We start from the raw sequence: 18,684 nt of genomic DNA on the forward strand, positions 1-18,684 counted from the left end.
TCAGGCGGCAGGGTCGACTTCGGGGTGCGTGAACCGCACGGGCTTGCCCAGCGACCGGGCGTAGGCGATTTCGGCTCGGGTGCTGTCTCCGATGTAGTCGCCGACTACGAGCACCTCATCAGCGAGCCGGATCTTCGCCCGGTGCAGATCGTCGAGTCGAACCTTCAGCGCCTCGGCCTCGACAGGATCGGACCAAAGTTCGTGCGGCGACTTCATGTCACAGCCCGGCTTGACGACGATCTTTCCGGCTTTGGTCTCCCGCAGATCGGCCTCGGTCATCTCGGTCATGAAGCGGGTGGAGCCGCAGATCACGACGATACGCGGGAGGCTCAACAGCTTCTTCGCGTCGGCGAGCTTCTCCTCGGGGGTGAGCAGTTGCGGGTATGACACTGGTTCCTCCTGGTGGTGTGCTCCAAGGGGTGCCTGAGGAGACGAGAACGAGGGTGTCCAATGGCACCCCGGCATCCCGTGACGTTGGCAATATGAGTGCCGGAAGGCATATGGAGAGTGTGGGGGCGGTCCAGTCGATTCCGCAGGCCACCGTGTAGGAGAGGTAGAGCACGACTCGGCTCGCGTAGTTCCGTTCGGTGTTCACCGAACAGTCTGCGGCCCGAAGGCCGTCGAGGTAGTCCAGTAACGGCTGGTGGAGTTGGAAGTCCTCGTCTATCACGACCCATCGCGACGACCGTCCGCTAACACCGCCCTCTCGGGCATCCAGCGGTGCGGGGGCGTGCGCCACATCGCGTGCCAGTCACGGGTGATGCTGCCGGTGCCCACCATGGTGAGCGTGGCGAGCACGGTGTCGTGCAACAGCCGCTGCTGGTCCCGTTCGTCGGTGCGGGCGGCGGACCGGGCCCGCGTCGACGCGCGCGCCGACGCCTCCTCGGACAGCGCGAGGTCCGCCCTACGCGCTCCATGTCGCAGCAGGACCATGAACAGGACAGCGGACAGACGTGCGAACCTTCGCCGAAGCTGGAGTTGGGCGGGTCCCTGCGTCAGTACGCCGCCTCCACTAAAGGAATTCCCGCCTCCGCGAAGAAAAGCAAGGGGTCCGACCGCATTCCTCACAGCGTTTCCCCCACACGCCGATGAGACCCGCCCCAACCTAAGCGAACGCGAGTGCGACCGGCAGGGTGTGGGCGACATCTCACGGCCACCACCATGGGGCAAATACGCCTGATTCCAGGCAAAAGAAGCGCATGAACGTAGGAGTGCCGGCGTTGTCACGTGTTCGCGTGACATGCCCATCTCCAGCCCGCCACGTAATCTTCGGTACCGGGCCGCCCGAGGGGGAATTTCGGGCGCAATTCGACCAGTGATCCTAAAAGTTCACGCTACATCAGTTTGCACCGACAGTCCCGGCCTGCAGAAACTCTGGCCATCCGCCCGGAAATGCCTCGGAGGGTAAGGTCATGCAACGAGCCCGAAGATCAACTACGCTTTTCATAACCACACTTCTCGCCATGGTGATCACCTTGGCGGGGGCCGCCCCGGCAAGCGCCGCGCCAAGTCGGTCCAACGGCAAAAGCAACACCGTGTTTTTTGTTCACGGATTCGACCCAAAGGGCGAGACGGCGGCCAGCGACTGTTCCGACTACTGGTCGGACGCGCTTGCGCATTTCGACGACGAAGGCTGGACCGGAAGCCTGGTCACGTTCGGCTACTATTCCGGGGGGAACAGGGAGGACTGCACCTACAAGTACAACGGTACACGTGGAACGTCCATCACGACGGTGGCCAAGGCACTCGCCAACCGTATCTACGAGAGCTACACCAGTCACGGCAGGAAGGTCGACGTAGTTGCCCATTCCATGGGTGGCCTCGTGATCCGCTCGGCGCTGTACCACGTCAGGAACGGTACCTCGGGTTTTCCGCCGTACCTCTACGTTGAGGACGTTGTCACGCTCGGCACTCCGCACAATGGGGCGAACGGGCTACAGCTCCTCGGGTGCAAGACAGTCTTCGAAGGGCAGAAACAGTGTTCGCAAATGACTGCGGGCAGTGATTTCCTCGAGACGCTTCCCGAAAACCCGTCGATCTCGCGTATGGGAACGGAGTGGACGGTAGTCTCATCCTTCTGGGACGCCACGGTTTCGGAGAATTCCGGAGTTGGGGTGAATGCGAGTCGAAAAACCCAGTACCACGGAAGCGGCTCCAAGACGATCGACCACACTGAACTGAAGGAACTTCGGAGCGGCAAGTATCTCGGCCGAGTCTGGACGGTACAGTGGACCGACTGGTATGACCGGCCCTCGCCGCTTGAGACGGCATTGAATGCCGCATACTGGGAATTCGGCGCGTAATTTTCTACCCGTTGAGTTTGGGGTACGCCTTGTAGAGGCGTATTCGACAGTTCGCCGGCCGAGGAAAATTCGCAATCACAGCAGTTTCCTCGGCGTCTTCCCTGACCGCACCGCACTGATCCGACTCATCGGCGCGGTGCTGGCCGGCCGGACGGGACCGCATCCGGCCAGGGTAGAGCGTCCGCGCTCGGCGGTCACGCTGCGTACGCGACCATAAGAAGTTTGTGTGGCGCGGTCACTCGCCGCGATAGGCGAGACGGGCTGGGACCGGGCAGGGCGCAAACAACTCCTGGTCGTGTGCGTGGCGGCCCAGAACTGGGCCTGTGTTACAGAGCGATCAGACCTGCTGCGGTCTCCCTGAAGCCGCAGGCATCGAAGTAGAACGGACGCAGGTGCTCCTCGAAGTCGACGTGAAGCCATTCGCACTTCGCGGCACGGGCTTCATCCGCTGCAGTTGCGACAAGCGCGGAGCGGACTCCTTGGGCCCGGCAGCGCTGGGCGACCACCGTGTCCAGGATGAAGGAATGGACTCCACCGTCCCAGACGGCGTTGACGAAACCGATCAGAGAGTCGTCCTCCCATGCGCAGACCCAGCCGAAGCTGTGGCGCTCAGCGTGTAGTGCGTTGAGGACGGCGTTGCCGAAGTCGCCTCGCCACTCGTACTTGATCGTCACGCCCCGATCGTAATGTCCGCGCCACGTCTGGTGACCGGATTACGGACCGAGGAGGACGTCCATCTCGCTTACGGCATACGGCAGTTCATCGCCCGACAGGACTGGCTGACCGTCTACCAGTTGCCCGCCTACGCACCCGACCTCAACCCGGTCGAGGGCATCTGGTCGGTGCTGCGGCGAGGCTGGCTGTCCAACACCGCCTTCACCACCCCCGAGCACCTCATCCAGACCATTCGGCACGGGATGAGGAAGATCCAGTACCGCCCTCACGTCATCGACGGATGCCTCGCCGGAACCGGACTGTACTGTCCCTCACCCCCAACGATTTCACGAGTTCAACCTGCGGCTGTACTGGAGTTGGCGGAGTCGCGGGCAGCGTCGTCACGACCACGCTGAAACCCGTTCCAGACATAGCCATTCCGGCCTCTCGGGCCGTTCTCTGAAGCATTCGCGGACTCTCCTCAGCGTCCGCACGCCCCGGGCAGCACCCGCGCAGTGCCTCACCTTTCCTCACCGGCGCGAAACACGTTTCACCTATTGCTTAAAGGTGTGGCGGCGACACGATCGCCGTCGCCAGCCTGGGCCCGCACACCGAGGACCACCAGGAATGCGGAGGATGAACATGGTCACCAGAAAGTCGATCAAGGCACTGCTGACAGCCGTACTGTGCACCGGGGCCATGGTCACCGCGGCCGGAACCGCCGACGCGGCCACGTCGGCGCGCGACGGAGGGACCGTTGTGCTGGCCGTCAACACTTTCCAGAACCTGGACACGTTGAGGTGCATGGACGACAGCAACCTGGGGTTCCGCACCTTCCCCTGCAACAGCCTGGACTTCCAGAAGTGGAACGTCCATGTGTTCAACGACGGCACGCGCCGCTTCCAGAACCTGGCGACCGGGCGATGCCTCTACGACGGCCCCGCGGGATTCAGCACCCAGTTCTGCGGCAGCTCGGAGAACGTCAGCTGGCATATCCTCCGTCACCACGAGGTCCGCCTCACCTTCCGCAACCAGGCCACCGACCGCTGCATCGACGACAGCGACAACAGCGGCTTCCGCACCACCCGGTGCAACGGCGGCCTTCACCAGGACTGGGTCTGACGCCCCGGCGCGAAGGCAGGAGGCAGGCAGCATGGCCGACGAGATGGTCGAACTGGCACAGCGCTTCATCAACTCCTACAACGTCCCGGGCATCCCGAAGGTCGAGGTGAACGGGAAGACCAGCTGGACGGTGATGTACGCCCTGACGCGGGCGCTCCAGCACGAACTGGGCATCACAGCACTGTCCGACAGCTTCGGACCGACGACGCTGAGCACTCTGCAGTCACGCTTCGGGCCGCAGATCGACGACCTCACCCGACACGGAAACGTCTACCGGATCGTGCAGTCCGGCCTCTACTGCAAGGGCTACGACGGCGGCGGAAGCGACGGCACGTACAACTCACGAGTGGCCGGGTCCGTCGCCGAGCTCAAGGCGAACATGGGCGTCGCCGGGGCGTATCCGGGCAGCGGACTGCAGCCGAAGGTGTTCAAGGCGCTGCTCACGATGGACCCGTACGTCCGAGTGGGCAACGGCACCGAACAGGTTCGCACGATCCAGCAATGGCTCAACGGCCGGTACGTCAAACGCCGGGAGTTCTTCATCTGCCCCTGCGACGGCCACTTCTCCAGGGACGTCCAGAAGGCCCTCGTGTTCGCCATCCAGTACGAGATCGGCATGAGCGACGACGTCGCGAACGGCCGTTTCGGACCCGGCACGCAGGACGGCATCAGGACGCAGGCGATCCTGGGCATCGGCTCGAGCGACTCGACGAAACAGTTTGTCCACCTCTTCCAGGCAGCCATGCGCTTCAACGGCTGGGATGTCGCCTTCGACGGCCGCTATTCGGGAGCCCTGGTTGACAGGGTCACCGAGTTCCAGCGGTTCGCGCAGTTGTTGCCCAGCAACGGCAGCGCCGACTTCCGCACCTGGGCCTCGCTGCTGGTCAGCACCGGCGACCCCACCCGGCCCGGCACCGCCTGCGACGGCATCACCGAGATCACTCCCGCACGCGCCCTGGCTCTCAAGGCCGCCGGATACACGACGGTCGGCCGCTATCTGACCAACGCCAGTGTGCCGAACCCGAAGAACAAGAAGATCCAGCCCGGCGAGATCGCCACGATCGTCGCGGGCGGGCTGTCCCTCTTCCCCATCTACCAGACGAACGGCGGCGACCCGGAGTACTTCAACCCGCAGCAGGGGGCGAAAGACGCCCTCGCGGCCCTGGAGGCCGCCCGGGGGCACGGGTTCCGGCCCGGTACCGTCATCTACTTCTCCGTCGACTACGACGCCGTCGACGAGGAGGTGACCAGCCGGGTCATCCCGCACTTCCGCGCGCTGAACGAACGCATGGTCCACTACGGCAGCGAGTACCGCATCGGCGTCTACGCACCACGCAACATCTGCAGCCGTCTGGACAGGGTCGGCCTGACCACCTCCAGTTTCGTGTCCGACATGTCGACCGGCTACAGCGGCAACCTGGGCTTCCCACTGCCGAGGGACTGGGCCTTCGACCAGATCGCGACGATCTGGGTCGGGGACGGGGACGGCCGCATCGAGATCGACAAGAACGTCGCCTCCGGACGTGACCGGGGACAGACCCAGTTCACGCCCCGGGGTACGGACGGTGCGCTGGACGTGTCCTTCGACCGGGCCCAGCAGGGTGCCCTGTTCACGGACCTGATCAACTACATCGAGAACAACGGCCACGACGACTGGTACCGGGACCGCGAGGCCCTGGAGTGTGCCAACAAGGTCCTGGACATGGACGCGCTGATCACGGGCCTCGCCCGGTCCTTCCGGATGCGCAAGTCACTCATCCAGGCCGTGGTCTTCTGGGAGTACCAGGCGGACTTCACCGACGACGGCGTGGACGTCCTCGTCGCGGGCTACTTCCACTGGAAAGAGACGTACGAGGCATGGGAGCAGAACCCCGTCGGTGAACCGCCTGCCCCGCCGCCCGTGTGGCGGGAGGACTCCAGCACCGGCGTCGCCCAGATCTTCGGCAAGACCGCGATCCTGGCCCGTAACCACTGTGTCGGCGCCGGCGTGATTCCGGGCACGCCCCTGAACCTGGACGACTGGCACGTACGACGGGACGTCTGGAAGCGGCTGCGGGACGACGACGACTACAACGTCGGCGCCGTACCCCTGATCCACATCCACTCCGCCCACGAGGCGGGCGTCACGACCGACCGGCTCCGCTACTCCGACGCCGACAACGTCGCGGTGCTCACCAAGTACAACGGCGCCGGGGAGTACGGGCGCCGGGCGCGCGACCTCTACAACATCTTCGAGAAGTACAACGCGGCTCTGCGCGGTTGAGGGGACTGGTATGTACACAAGTGACAGAGGACTGCCGCGGCGGTCCGTCCTACTGGCGGGGCTCGCCGGAGTGGTGTCGGTCGGCGTCACCGTTCCCCTGGCCGGAACGGCAGCCTCGGCGGTGGGCGGGAGCACCAACGGGTGGCCGATCACGGACACTGGCATCGCGACCCAGCCGGTGCCGGGAACCCCGGCGTCCGTCGCGCTCCGCGAGGGCGACGTCTCGGTGGTGCTCATCCACGTCATACGGCGGTTCCACTACGAGGTCGACGAGGTGGCGCGGCACGAACTGGCTGGGCACCGGCCCGCTGCCGGACCGGCCGGCCACGCCGCCAACTACGCTTCAGGAACTGCAGTCGCCATCCGCCCCGACGCCTACCCGCCGGGCGCGACTGGGACCCTCTTCCCACACCAGCAGACTGCGGTCCGGGACATCCTCAAGGAGTGCGAGGGGGTGGTGGCGTGGGGCGGCCGTCTCCGCCGACCGCACGTGGCGCACTTTCAGATCGACGTTCCTCCTGGCGACCCCCGGTTGCGTCGTCTGGCCGCCCGCATCAAGGGCTGGGCGGACACCCCGGGGCTGGGCGCGGGGGTGTTCACATTGGGTGCATGACCGCCGGTGACCGGCGGGACGGCTGCGGGATGCGCCGGTGGCCGTCCAGCAGTGCGCTCCCGAGTGCCGTGGCACTGTGGTGAACACTCTGTCCGCGGCGGTGGGTGACGATGAGGCCTGAGTCACGCAGCGCCGCGGCATGCTGGGAGACCGACGCCGGGGAGACGACCAACCGCCGGGCCAGTTCACTGGTGGATCCGCCGCCGTCGGCGATGGCCGCCAGGACATCGGCTCGGGTCCTCCCCAGCAGGGTGCCCAGTGCCTCCCGTCCGTCGCGGCCCTGACCGGCATCAGCCTGCGACCACCTGAGATCGTGGGCTATCGGATAGACGATCACCGGAGGAAGACCGGGATCGCGCAGAGTGATGGGGGCCCGCCAGCAGAAGAAGGAGGGCAGCAACAGCAGGCCGCGCCCGTCGAGACGGATGTCGCGTTCGTAGGCGCTGGCCACGGTGAGGATACCGGGCTGCCAGCGCAGGGAGGGGTGCAGTGTGGCCAGCATGCCCTCGGTGCCCCCGTCCAGGATCGCCCGTACGCGGACGGCACGGTCCGCCTTGATCGAGGACCCCACTTGGGCCCAGTACGGCTGCAACGCCACGTTGAAGTACCCCCGTAGGGCCGCGCCGAGGCAGAGCATCGCGGCGGAGCCCGCCTCGGCCAGCGACAGGGTTCGCGAGCCGAGGGGCCGGACCGTGGCAAGACGAGCGACGTCATGTCTGAGTCGACCGCGTGAGGTGGACAGGACGGCGTCGATGCCAGGTTCCAGTTCGCCTCGGTCAGGCATCGGCGTAAGGAAATCGGCTGAATACCCGCGGGGCGGTGCCAGATCGAACAGCAGGCGGGTGCTGTTGGGCAGGCGGCTGCGGATGTGCCGTTTCCACGCGCCGAAGACGACCGATCCGTCGCTTCCCCCCAGCAGGTGCAGGCTGAGCAGCAGTTCCCACATGGGATCCGGACCTGCCGCCATCCGGATGCGGGCCATATCGGCGCCCGTGAAGTGGAACTTGAGCATGGCTCCCCCGTATGGGTTCCCTACCTGAAGTCGTCCCGTACTGGATTAGAGCCGCCCGACGTGACAGGAGTTGCACAAGGTCCGGAATCCGGGCGCACAATGGCCGGTTCTGCTCGGCTCGGTTGATCACGGTGACAAGAGGATCGGCGTCGCAGGAGGTCGAAGTTTGCTCGGCCGTACATCTGTCGCTTCAGCAGTTTGATCCTGGTGACGTTGCCCTCGACCGCTCCCGATGTGTGCGTGGTAGTGAGGGCCGCGAGCACCGCTGCGCGGTCGCGCCGCAAGCCGCCGGCCAGCGTGCGGAGTTCTCGTTGTCCGTCCAGGCGCACGCCGGCGAGCCAGACACCCCGACACCCGGGAGAAGAATGTCGGCGACGCGTACCGCATCCATCACACCCAGGTGATGCCCACCCAGCCCAGGCTGGGCAGTCAGCTGCACGATCCGTACGGTGCACTCGTTCGCCGTGGTGCTTGTGCTTCCCGGACCACCACAGGTCGGCTTTGTTGGGGCCGGCCGCGGCGGCCCGCTCCAGCGCGGTCGACAGGCCCGGCGCGTGGTCGGCGAGCACGGTCAGTCCTTCGTGCAGGTAGCGGCAAGAGGTGGGCAGCGAGATGCCGTTGTCGCGGGCGAGTTGGACCAGACGCGTGCCGTCGACGAACCAGCGCAGCACCAGCACGGCCTGCTTGAAGACGCCCAGCGCCCGTGCGCCCCTGCGGGTGCGTGCGTCGGACGCCCCGCTGACCAAGGCGTCGGGATGACGGGCGAGGTGGGCGCGGATCCGTCCCCGGGCGGCGGGGGTCATCGCGGCGACGATCCGGGCGGCGTCCTCACCGGCCAGGGCGGGCAGGAACGCGGTCAATCGGTCGGCGAGGCCCTCCGGGCGCCGCACCCGCACCTTCCTCGCCGGCGGGACCACCGCAGGCCCGGGGCTCTCGCCCGACGCCGTCGGCTTGGCGACCTGGCGCCGGTCCTCCTTCACCGAGGGCTGCGTGACCAGCCGGAACACCTGCTCCCTCGACAGATGCACCCCGTACTCGGCCAGCCGCGGCACCAGATCCGTCGTCTGGAACATGTCCCGCTCGGCCATCAGCCGGCGCAGGTTCCACTCGAACCCCATCCTCTTCATCACCGCGCCGGGCCAACGATGCCTCCAGCAACCTGTTTCGGTACTCGTCCGACACCCACGTGTACAACGCCGTCGTCGACGCATAGACGTGGCCGACCTGCTCTTGGATCTTTCAGCGCGAGCCGATCGTTACCGATCTGGGATTGCTCGCGCGTGCTCGCTGCGGGCGTGGCTCTTGGGGAGTGTCTGGACGGAAAAAGGGCATCGAATCGACGTTGATTCCTGTTCGGTTACGGGGCTGGTGCTCGTCAGGGCGTTATCGGGTACCAAGCCGGAGGCAAGCGCAGCCCAGTCGGCAGAGGTTGCCCGCTCGACGGCACCAGGTGAGACGGTGCGACACCGTCCGCACCGGAGAAATCGACCGTGGCGCGACGGCCGAGCTGTGGCTGTTGGCCTGGCGCTCGTCGTGATGGCTCGCGCACTCCTCCCCGGCTGTCACGCTTGGTTACTATGCTCACTTCATGCCGGAGGCCGGAAGTAAGGGGCGCACCGCCATTGACGGACTGCTGGGGAGAACGGGAGACGAGCATGCCAGCCGAAACTCCCCAGATTCTCCCCAATTGCACCGCGTTGGAGCTGGCCGTGAAATGTAAGGCAATCGAGCTGTGGGGCCTTTGAAGATGCTGAGAGAGGTCACCGCCACCCGCTACATCGAACCCCTCCGCTCCGGCGGCTCCGTCCCCGGCGTCGTCGAGGCCGACGACCTGGGGACGTACGTCGTGAAGTTCACCGGCTCCGCGCAGGGCAAGAAGGCGCTGGTCGCCGAGGTGATCGTGGGTGAGCTGGCGCGTGCGCTGGGGCTGCGGTTCCCCGAGCTGGTGCTCGTGCACTTCGACCCGGAGATCGCCGACGGGGAGCCGCATCAGGAGGTGCGGGAGCTGCACAGCGCCAGCGCCGGGATCAACCTCGGCATGGATTTCCTGCCGGGGGCGAAGGACTTCACGCCCGAGGTCGCCGAGACGTTCCGCGTGGATCCGCTGGAAGCGGGCCGGATCGTCTGGCTCGACGCGCTGACCGTCAACGTCGACCGTACGGTCCACAGCTCCAACCTGATGATCTGGCCCACGTCCGGCACCGTGCCCGCACACCTGTGGCTCATCGACCACGGCGCCGCCCTCGTCTTCCACCACCGCTGGGACGCGACGGAACCGGAGAAGGCGTACGACTTCCGGCACCATGCGCTCGGGCACTACGCGCCGGACGTGCGCGCGGCCGACGCCGAGCTGGCGCCGAAGGTGACGCGGGAGCTGCTGCGGGCGATCGCGGCCGAGGTCCCGGACGCCTGGCTGGCCGGAGAGGAGGGGTTCGCGACGCCGGACGGCATCCGGACGGCATACGTGGACTACCTCCACGCGCGCGTGCGGGCCTCCAAGGCCTGGCTCCCCACGGACTTCCCCACCCGGGAGGAACTCGCCGCCGAGCAGGCCCTGCGCGCGGCGAAGACACAGCGAGGCCGTCCGAAGTGGCTCAAGCAGGTCCCGGACCTGCACGGCAGACCGGCGGTGGAACAGGATGGGGCGGTACACCTCGGATGACACAGCGCGTACAGATCGAGTACTGCACCCAGTGCCGGTGGCTGCCCCGGGCGGCCTGGCTGGCGCAGGAGTTGCTGACGACCTTCGAGACCGAGCTGACCGAGCTGTCGCTCAAGCCCGGCACCGGCGGCGTCTTCGTCGTCCGCGTGAACGACGAGGTGGTCTGGGACCGCCGCGAGCAGGGCTTTCCCGAGCCGACGGCGGTCAAGCAGGCCGTACGCGACCGAGTGGCCCCGGGGAAGCCCCTGGGCCACTCGGACAAGCCTGCTTCCTGAGGATCAGCCCTTGAGCTGCTCGTACGCGGGCGTCGTCAGGAAGTCCGCGTAGTCCTCGTCGAGGGCGACGGTCAGCAGCAGGTCGTGGGCCTGCTGCCAGTGCCCGGCCGCGAAGGCTTCCTCACCGATCTCGGCGCGGACGTTCGCCAGTTCCTCGGCGGCGACCTTGCGGGCCAGCTCCGGGGTGGCCTTCTCGCCGTTCTCGAACTCGACGCCGGCGTTGATCCACTGCCAGATCTGCGAGCGGGAGATCTCGGCGGTGGCCGCGTCCTCCATCAGGTTGAAGATGGCGACCGCGCCGAGGCCGCGCAGCCAGGCCTCGATGTAACGGATGCCGACCTGGACGGCGTTGACCAGACCGTCGTACGTCGGCTTCGCCTTGAGCGAGTCGACCGCGATCAGGTCGGCCGCCTTGACGTCGACGTCCTCACGGAGCCGGTCCTTCTGGTTCGGCTTCTCGCCGAGGACGGCGTCGAAGGAGGCCATGGCGATCGGGACGAGGTCGGGGTGGGCGACCCAGGAGCCGTCGAAACCGTCGTTCGCCTCGCGGTCCTTGTCCGCCTTCACCTTCTCGAAGGCGACCTTGTTGACCTCCTCGTCACGGCGGGACGGGATGAACGCCGCCATGCCGCCGATCGCGTGCGCGCCGCGCTTGTGGCAGGTGCGGACGAGGAGTTCGGTGTACGCCCGCATGAACGGGGCGGTCATGGTGACCGCGTTGCGGTCCGGGAGCACGAACTTGGCGCCGCCGTCACGGAAGTTCTTCACGATGGAGAACAGGTAGTCCCAGCGGCCCGCGTTCAACCCCGAGGCGTGGTCGCGGAGTTCGTAGAGGATCTCCTCCATCTCGTACGCGGCCGTGATCGTCTCGATCAGGACGGTCGCGCGGACGGTGCCCTGGGGGATGCCGACGTAGTCCTGCGCGAAGACGAAGACGTCGTTCCAGAGGCGGGCCTCCAGGTGCGACTCCGTCTTGGGCAGGTAGAAGTACGGGCCCTTGCCGAGGTCGAGCAGACGCTGGGCGTTGTGGAAGAAGTAGAGGCCGAAGTCGACGAAGGCGCCGGGGACTTGCTCGCCGTCGAGCTGGAGGTGGCGCTCGTCGAGGTGCCAGCCACGCGGGCGCATGACGACGGTCGCGAGCTCGTCATCGGCCTTCAGGGCGTACGACTTGCCGGAGTTCGGGTCGGTGAAGTCGATGTTCCGGGTGTAGGCGTCGATCAGGTTGAGCTGGCCGAGGACCACGTTCTCCCAGGTCGGCGCGGAGGCGTCCTCGAAGTCGGCGAGCCAGACCTTGGCGCCTGAGTTGAGGGCGTTGATGGTCATCTTGCGGTCGGTGGGGCCGGTGATCTCGACGCGGCGGTCGTTCAGGGCCGCGGGGGAGGGGGCCACCTTCCAGGAGTCGTCCGCGCGGATCGCGGCCGTCTCGGGGAGGAAGTCGAGCGTGGAGGTGCGGGCGATCTCGGCGCGGCGCTCGGCGCGGTGGGCGAGGAGCTCGTCACGCCGGGGCGTGAACCTCCGGTGCAGCTCGGCCACGAAGGCGAGGGCCGCTTCGGTGAGGACCTCCTCCTGCCGGGGCAGGGGCTCGGCGTCGACGATGGCCAGCGGGGACGGCGCTGGTGCGGACATGAGCTGTCACTTCCTTCAGCGGGCTGCGTACGTGTGGCACGGGGTGCCAGGGTCCTCGGGTGCGACTGACGGCGCCCGCGGAACGTCGGGGCGCTTCTGATCAGTGGATACTAGTTTCCTCATGGTGGAAGTTCAATGGTTTGTTGACGTCGAGATTCTCCGAGTCGAGGCATGGTGGCGCTCGGTGCCACCATGCTCACTCAAGGTGGCTCAGGTCGCCTTCCGTGTCGATGTCGTAGGCCTCGGCCACATCCCCGCACTCGACGAGCGTGATCGCCTCCTCGTGCGCCTTCAGATACGCGCGCGCCCCGCGGTCCCCGCTCGCCGAGGCCGCGATGCCGGCCCAGTGGGCGGCGCCGAACAGCACCGGATGCCCGCGTACCCCGTCGTAGGCGGCCGAGACCAGTGACTCCTCGTCCGTGTATGCGGCGAGAACTCGGGCGACCGCCTGCGGGCCGATGCCGGGCTGGTCGACGAGTGAGACGAGCGCAGCCGTCGCGGGGGTCCCGGCGAGCGAGCCGAGCCCGGCGCGCAGCGAGGAGCCCATGCCCTGCTCCCACTCCGGGTTGTCCACGAGCACGCACCCCTCCAGCCGCGCCCGTTCCCGTACGACCGCTGCCTGCGCCCCGAGCACCACATGGACGCGGGTGCACCCGGCCGCCCGCAGGACATCGACCGCGTGTTCGACGAGTGGCCGGCCTCGGTGTTCCAGCAGTGCCTTGGGGCGTCCGCCGAGCCGTCGTCCGCCTCCCGCGGCGAGCAGCAGCCCGGTCACCGTGTCTTGCTTGTCCGTCATGCGTCCTGCATACCTGAGACACGGGCGCGCGACGGCTTTCCGGAGACTGAATTTCGGTCCACGCGGTGGCGCATCCCGCATCGGGTGGCGTTTACTGACCCGCGTCCCCCGGCGCCCGACCAACCTTCCGGGGGTCCGGGCGCGATCACGACGTACAGGCGCACAACGGCGTGCGCGGGGGAGAGCTGTGTTGCGGAGCTTGGGGCAGAGGCGGCCAGTGACCGGCAGCGACGAGGACCGGGCGCAGGCGATGCAGGCCTTCATCCGGGCCGCCCGCGGCAGCTTGCGCTGAACGTCGTGCAGCGCCTCCTCGAAGTCCCCCTGGCCGTCCCCGTTGCGGAACTCGTACCCGTCGAGGAGCAGGGTGGTGGTCAGCGTCTCCTCGTCGAGTCCGCGTCGCGGGCCCGCCGGACCCCCGAGCCGCAGGGCGCACCGCAGCAGTCCCGGGCGTACGCCGCTGCCCCTGACCTCGACCGGTATCGGCACCTCCCACTCCAGGAGGCAGGAGCACAGTGCCCCGTCGAAGAACGAGAACGCCTGCTCGGGCGGCTCACCGCTCAGCGCGCCCAGATCGTCCATCGTGCCGCCCTCGAAGCGGACGCCCCTGATCGTCGTACGGATCAGTTCCCGGCCGTCGGTCTCGAAGACGATCTCCTCCGACCCGTGCCGATCGGTGTACCGGCCGGGCCGGCGCTGCATCACGCGGGGGCGTGGTTCTGGCTGCTGGCCAGTGCCTCGGACAGTTCCCCGGCGATCTGCTGGAGCACGGGCACGATCCGCTCCGTCGCCGTCTCGGTGACCCGGCCCGCCGGGCCGGAGATGGAAAGGGCCGCCGGGGTAGGGGAGTTGGGTACCGAGACCGCGAGGCAGCGGACGCCGATCTCCTGCTCGTTGTCGTCGACCGCGTAGCCGAGCCGTCGTACGTCGTCCAGGCCCGCGAGGAACCCCTCCGGCGTGGTGATCGTCTTCTCCGTGGCGGCCGGCATACCGGTGCGGGCGAGCAGGGCGCGCACCTCGTCGTCCGGTGTGTTCGCCAGCAGGGCCTTGCCCACGCCCGTGGAGTGCGGCAGCACCCGCCGGCCGACCTCGGTGAACATGCGCATCGAGTGCTTCGACGGCACCTGCGCCACGTACACGATCTCGTCGCCGTCGAGCAGCGCCATGTTCGCCGTCTCGCCGGTCTCCTCGACCAGGCGGGCGAGATAGGGGCGGGCCCAGGTGCCGAGCAGCCGGGAAGCGGACTCGCCGAGCCGGATCAGGCGGGGGCCCAGCGCATAGCGGCGGTTGGGCTGCTGGCGTACGTAACCGCAGGCCACCAGTGTGCGCATGAGGCGGTGGATGGTCGGCAGCGGCAGCCCGCTGCTGGCGGACAGCTCGCTCAGCCCGACCTCGCCGCCCGCGTCCGCCATCCGCTCGAGAAGATCGAAGGCGCGCTCGAGGGACTGGACCCCGCCCGTGGCGGACTTGGCGGAGTCGGTGGTGCTGGCGCTGGACGTCGGCACGGCGCGTTCCTTTCGGGACTGGCGGCCTTTTCGGGACAGGCAGGAAGAGCAGAAGCCTACCCGTCGGTCGGTTGACTCCCCGCTTGTGCATAGCTACGTTCTGCTTGCCGGAATACTAATTCCACTTTGTGGAAACGTCCAGAGTAACGCCATCGGGTGCACTGTGGAGAAGTGTGCCCTTGACGGCGCGAGGGCGGGAGTGAAGACTCATTCAACAGAACGTTGAATTCCGTAACGTGGAAGTAAATCCCGTTTCCCGGAAGTAAACGGCGGCAGAGAGAGGGGTCCGGGTGTCCGACGTCGAACTGATGTTGCGATCCACGCGTGTCATCACTCCGGAAGGGACGCGCGCCGCCTCGGTCGCGGTCTCCGCCGGGAAGATCACGGCGGTCCAGCCGTACGACGCCGAGGTGCCCGCAGGCGCCCGGCTGGAGGACTTCGGCGACGACGTCCTGCTGCCCGGCCTGGTCGACACCCACGTGCACGTCAACGACCCCGGCCGCACCGAGTGGGAGGGCTTCTGGACCGCCACACGCGCCGCGGCCGCCGGCGGCATCACCACCCTCGTCGACATGCCGCTCAACTCCCTGCCGCCGACCACGACGGCCGACAACCTCCGTACGAAGCAGAAGGTGGCCGCCGACAAGGCGCACATCGACGTCGGTTTCTGGGGCGGCGCCTTGCCCGACAACGTCGCGGACCTGCGCCCGCTGCACGACAGCGGGGTCTTCGGCTTCAAGGCGTTCCTGTCCCCGTCGGGCGTGGACGAGTTCCCGCACCTCGACCAGGAGCAGCTCGCCCGGTCCCTGGCCGAGATCGCCTCCTTCGGCGGCCTGCTGATCGTGCACGCCGAGGACCCGCATCACCTCTCCGCGGCCCCGCAGCACGGCGGCCCGAAGTATGCGCACTTCCTCGCCTCGCGCCCGCGTGACGCCGAGGACACGGCGATCGCCCAGCTGATCGCCCAGGCCAAGCGCCTGGACGCGCGCGTGCATGTGCTGCACCTGTCGTCGAGCGACGCGCTGCCGCTGATCGCCGAGGCGAAGGCGGAAGGCGTCCGCGTCACCGTCGAGACCTGCCCCCACTACCTCACCATCACCGCCGAGGAAGTCCCGGACGGCGCCAGCGAGTTCAAGTGCTGCCCGCCCATCCGTGAGGCCGCCAACCAGAACCTGCTGTGGCAGGCGCTGGCCGACGGCACGATCGACTGCGTGGTCACCGACCACTCGCCGTCCACGGCCGACCTGAAGACCGACGACTTCGCGACGGCGTGGGGCGGCATCTCGGGCCTGCAGCTGAGCCTGGCGGCGGTGTGGACCGAGGCGCGCAGGCGCGGTCACGGCCTGGAGGACGTCGTGCGCTGGATGTCCGAGCGGACGGCTCAGCTCGTCGGCCTCGGTCAGAAGGGCGCCATCGAGGCCGGCCGCGACGCCGACTTCGCGGTCCTCGCACCCGACGCATCGTTCACCGTGGACCCGGCGGCCCTCCAGCACCGCAACCGCGTCACGGCGTACGCGGGCAAGACCCTGTACGGCGTCGTCAAGTCAACCTGGCTGCGCGGCGAACGCATCGTGGCGGACGGCGAGTTCACGGACCCGAAGGGCCAACTCCTCACCCGCACCCCCTGACCGACCCCGCACCCGCAGCGGCCGACTCCCGAAAGGCAGACCTTGTGACGGCGACCCCGAGTTTCACCGGCGACGCGAACCCGTACGGAGGCGGTGACCCGTACGCGGACTACCGCACCGCCGACTTCCCCTTCACCCAGTACGCCAACCTCGCCGACCGGCAGCTCGGCGCCGGTGTCATCGCCGCCAACGACGAGTTCTTCGCCCAGCGCGAGAACCTGCTGGTGCCCGAGCGCGCCGAGTTCGACCCGGAGCACTTCGGGCACAAGGGCAAGATCATGGACGGCTGGGAGACACGGCGGCGTCGCGGTGCCTCGGCCGGCCACCCGTGGCCGACGGCCGAGGACCACGACTGGGCGCTGGTCCGCCTCGGCGCGCCCGGCGTGATCCGCGGGATCGTCGTCGACACGGCCCACTTCCGCGGCAACTACCCGCAGGCGGTGTCGATCGAGGGCACGTCGGTGGCGGGCTCCCCGTCCCCCGAGGAGCTGCTGGGCGACGACGTGAAGTGGACGACGCTGGTCCCGCGCACCGCGGTGGGCGGCCACGCGGCGAACGGCTTCGAGGTCTCCGTCGAACAGCGCTTCACCCACCTCCGCGTCAACCAGCACCCCGACGGCGGCATCGCCCGCCTGCGCGTGTACGGCGAGGTCGTCCCGGACCCGGCATGGCTCGCGGTCCTGGGCACCTTCGACGTGGTCGCCCTGGAGAACGGCGGCCAGGCCGAGGACGCCTCCAACCTCTTCTACTCACCGGCCACCAACACCATCCAGCCGGGCCGCTCCCGCAAGATGGACGACGGCTGGGAGACCCGCCGCCGCCGCGACCAGGGCAACGACTGGATCAGGTACCGGCTGGTGGCCCAGTCCCAGATCCGCGCGATCGAGATCGACACGGCGTATCTGAAGGGCAACAGCGCGGGTTGGGCGTCGGTGTCGGTGAAGGACGGCGAGGAGGGGGAGTGGCAGGAGATCCTGCCCCGCACCCGCCTCCAGCCCGACACCAACCACCGCTTCGCCCTGTCCGCCCCCGCCGTCGGCACGCACGCGCGCGTGGACATCTACCCCGACGGCGGCATCTCCCGCCTGCGGCTGCACGGCTCGCTGACACAGCAGGGCGCGGCGGGGCTGGCGGCGCGACACCAGGAACTGGGCGGCTGAACTCCGCTACCGTGAACACCCCTTTTGGAACAGGGGTGTTCACGGGGAGGCGTGATGGCGGTTCTGCTCTACTACCCGTTGGTGAAGCCACCGACTGAGGTCCTGCACCAGGCCCTGCTGTACTGGGACGGGATCGCCTCGGTCGTACCGCGGGAACCCGAGGTGTACGAGGCCGCGGTCTCGGCGGAGCTCAAGGAGCTGCGGGACCGGTCCCTGTACCGGCCGCTCCACTTCGACGACCGCTCGATGGAGCTGCTGTACGCCCCGAGGTACGGGCGCCCTGACGTCGGCGGCAACCTCGCTGCCGAGGTGCTGCGCCAGGAACTGCGCCGCATGGCGGGCAGTCCTGACCGGCCCTCGCTGCCGTCGCCGCCGGAAGCCTTCATCTACCAGTCGAAGCTCAGCCGCGGGCTGGAGCGGGACCTGCTGCGCCTCGGTCTCGCCGAGCGATGGGAGGACGATTGGTGGAGGCTCGCCGTACCGAAGCAGGTCCAGGAACTGATCATCGGCGTCCTGGCGCGCGAACTGGCCCTGGAGGGACCGGTCTCGTACATCCCGTACACCGACCGTCCGGACGCGTACGACTGCTCGCTGCGTGCCCCTGCCGAGCAACACCTGCTCGCGTACGAGACGGAACTCGGCGGGCTTCTCCCGGTCCCCGCCCCCGGCACCCCCACCGCCGACGTCCTCGCCTTCCGCGACCGGTACGCCGACGAGCGGCAGCGCCTGATGCGCGCCCTGCACCGACTGCTCGGCGATCTGCGGCGCGATTACGAACACCCCGCGGACGTCCTCTCCCAGCTGCGTCGCGAGATCGACCAGTCCGTGGAGGACTACCGCGGGGCTGCGAAGAGCAGCCGTATGGCCTGGGTGGAGCGGTCGGTGATGGTGACCGTCGCCCTGGGAGCGGCCGTCGGGAGCATGGTGGAACCCGGCCTGACCTGGGTCCTGGGCGCGGTCGGCGGCTACGCGCTGAACGTGGCCACCCGCGAGATCCGCCCGTTGGCGAGATCTCGAGACGGCCACGACTTCAGCTACCTGCACCGGGTCAAGAAGTCACTGCCATGA

General features: G+C 68.0%; 16 protein-coding genes and 6 pseudogenes. 10 read left to right on the plus strand and 12 right to left on the minus strand.

The window, feature by feature from the left end; translation table 11 throughout:
* Both QQY66_RS40850 and QQY66_RS40855 read right to left on the minus strand, forming a co-directional pair.
* Positions 1-390 (minus strand): hypothetical protein, encoded by a 390-nt coding sequence (locus tag QQY66_RS40850; protein ID WP_301985453.1) that lies wholly within the window; start codon positions 388-390, stop codon positions 1-3.
* Positions 391-666: 276 nt separating this feature from the next.
* A complete protein-coding gene (locus QQY66_RS40855; protein WP_301985454.1) occupies positions 667-933 on the minus strand; it encodes a hypothetical protein in 267 nt (88 codons plus the stop codon).
* A 530-nt stretch (positions 934-1,463) separates the two neighbouring features.
* Between QQY66_RS40855 and QQY66_RS40860 the strand changes: the two genes are divergently transcribed.
* A complete protein-coding gene (locus tag QQY66_RS40860) occupies positions 1,464-2,303 on the plus strand; it encodes a triacylglycerol lipase (RefSeq protein ID WP_301985455.1) in 840 nt (279 codons plus the stop codon).
* 326 nt (positions 2,304-2,629) lie between these two features.
* Here QQY66_RS40860 and QQY66_RS40865 read toward each other — a convergent pair whose 3' ends face one another.
* Complete coding sequence (locus QQY66_RS40865; protein ID WP_301985456.1) at positions 2,630-2,977, minus strand: GNAT family N-acetyltransferase; 348 nt, start codon at positions 2,975-2,977, stop codon at positions 2,630-2,632.
* 54 nt (positions 2,978-3,031) lie between these two features.
* Here QQY66_RS40865 and QQY66_RS40870 point away from each other — a divergent pair.
* The 4 genes and pseudogenes from QQY66_RS40870 to QQY66_RS40885 all read left to right on the plus strand — a co-directional run.
* Positions 3,032-3,373: pseudogene (locus QQY66_RS40870) on the plus strand (transposase); the annotation flags it as partial.
* Between the two features lie 226 nt (positions 3,374-3,599).
* A complete protein-coding gene (locus tag QQY66_RS40875) occupies positions 3,600-4,079 on the plus strand; it encodes an RICIN domain-containing protein (RefSeq protein ID WP_301985457.1) in 480 nt (159 codons plus the stop codon).
* Between the two features lie 31 nt (positions 4,080-4,110).
* Positions 4,111-6,342 carry a glycoside hydrolase domain-containing protein gene (locus QQY66_RS40880; RefSeq protein WP_301985458.1) on the plus strand — a complete coding sequence of 744 codons (2,232 nt, stop codon included), beginning with the start codon at positions 4,111-4,113 and terminating at the stop codon, positions 6,340-6,342.
* Between the two features lie 10 nt (positions 6,343-6,352).
* Positions 6,353-6,955 (plus strand): hypothetical protein, encoded by a 603-nt coding sequence (locus tag QQY66_RS40885; RefSeq protein ID WP_301985459.1) that lies wholly within the window; start codon positions 6,353-6,355, stop codon positions 6,953-6,955.
* Here the strand turns inward: QQY66_RS40885 and QQY66_RS40890 are convergent.
* The 5 genes and pseudogenes from QQY66_RS40890 to QQY66_RS40910 form a co-directional block, all read right to left on the minus strand.
* Positions 6,939-7,967 carry a helix-turn-helix transcriptional regulator gene (locus QQY66_RS40890; protein ID WP_301985460.1) on the minus strand — a complete coding sequence of 343 codons (1,029 nt, stop codon included), beginning with the start codon at positions 7,965-7,967 and terminating at the stop codon, positions 6,939-6,941. The genes QQY66_RS40885 and QQY66_RS40890 overlap by 17 nt on opposite strands.
* Positions 7,968-8,110: 143 nt before the next feature.
* A pseudogene (locus tag QQY66_RS40895) lies at positions 8,111-8,422 on the minus strand (transposase); the annotation flags it as partial.
* 54 nt (positions 8,423-8,476) lie between these two features.
* Positions 8,477-8,770: pseudogene (locus QQY66_RS40900) on the minus strand (IS5/IS1182 family transposase); the annotation flags it as partial.
* Positions 8,771-8,950: 180 nt separating this feature from the next.
* Positions 8,951-9,097, minus strand: a pseudogene (locus QQY66_RS40905) (XRE family transcriptional regulator); the annotation flags it as partial.
* Positions 9,093-9,206: pseudogene (locus QQY66_RS40910) on the minus strand (integrase); the annotation flags it as partial. The pseudogenes QQY66_RS40910 and QQY66_RS40905, both read right to left, overlap by 5 nt.
* A gap of 508 nt (positions 9,207-9,714) precedes the next feature.
* Here QQY66_RS40910 and QQY66_RS40915 point away from each other — a divergent pair.
* Together QQY66_RS40915 and QQY66_RS40920 are read left to right on the plus strand one after the other, a co-directional pair.
* Complete coding sequence (locus tag QQY66_RS40915; RefSeq protein ID WP_301987658.1) at positions 9,715-10,629, plus strand: HipA family kinase; 915 nt, start codon at positions 9,715-9,717, stop codon at positions 10,627-10,629.
* Complete coding sequence (locus QQY66_RS40920; protein WP_301985462.1) at positions 10,626-10,904, plus strand: SelT/SelW/SelH family protein; 279 nt, start codon at positions 10,626-10,628, stop codon at positions 10,902-10,904. The genes QQY66_RS40915 and QQY66_RS40920 overlap by 4 nt, the downstream gene beginning before the upstream one ends.
* A gap of 3 nt (positions 10,905-10,907) precedes the next feature.
* Here the strand turns inward: QQY66_RS40920 and aceB are convergent, their stop codons facing one another.
* The 4 genes and pseudogenes from aceB to QQY66_RS40940 all read right to left on the minus strand — a co-directional run bounded on the left by aceB (position 10,908) and on the right by QQY66_RS40940 (position 14,828).
* A complete protein-coding gene (gene aceB, locus QQY66_RS40925; protein WP_301985463.1) occupies positions 10,908-12,530 on the minus strand; it encodes a malate synthase A in 1,623 nt (540 codons plus the stop codon).
* A 196-nt stretch (positions 12,531-12,726) separates the two neighbouring features.
* The gene (locus QQY66_RS40930; protein ID WP_301987659.1) at positions 12,727-13,326 is read right to left on the minus strand and encodes a nucleotidyltransferase family protein; all 600 of its coding nucleotides are present in this window, start codon (positions 13,324-13,326) and stop codon (positions 12,727-12,729) included.
* A gap of 252 nt (positions 13,327-13,578) precedes the next feature.
* A pseudogene (locus tag QQY66_RS40935) lies at positions 13,579-14,025 on the minus strand (DUF6304 family protein); the annotation flags it as partial.
* Positions 14,025-14,828, minus strand: a complete 804-nt coding sequence (locus tag QQY66_RS40940) for an IclR family transcriptional regulator (RefSeq protein ID WP_301985464.1) — start codon at positions 14,826-14,828, stop codon at positions 14,025-14,027. The gene QQY66_RS40940 and the pseudogene QQY66_RS40935, both read right to left, overlap by 1 nt.
* Before the next feature lie 290 nt (positions 14,829-15,118).
* On the opposite strand from QQY66_RS40940, the gene allB reads away from it, so the two are divergent.
* The 3 genes from allB to QQY66_RS40955 are packed head-to-tail and all read left to right on the plus strand — an operon-like array spanning position 15,119 to position 18,684.
* Positions 15,119-16,456: an allantoinase AllB gene (allB, locus tag QQY66_RS40945; protein WP_301985465.1), complete on the plus strand. Its 1,338-nt coding sequence runs from the start codon at positions 15,119-15,121 to the stop codon at positions 16,454-16,456.
* A 44-nt stretch (positions 16,457-16,500) separates the two neighbouring features.
* A complete protein-coding gene (alc, locus tag QQY66_RS40950) occupies positions 16,501-17,616 on the plus strand; it encodes an allantoicase (protein WP_301985466.1) in 1,116 nt (371 codons plus the stop codon).
* A gap of 54 nt (positions 17,617-17,670) precedes the next feature.
* Entirely contained in the window at positions 17,671-18,684 is a 1,014-nt protein-coding gene (locus QQY66_RS40955; RefSeq protein ID WP_301985467.1) for a hypothetical protein, read from the plus strand.

The organism is Streptomyces sp. DG2A-72 (assembly GCF_030499575.1).
In the GTDB taxonomy this organism is placed as follows: Bacteria; Actinomycetota; Actinomycetes; order Streptomycetales; family Streptomycetaceae; genus Streptomyces.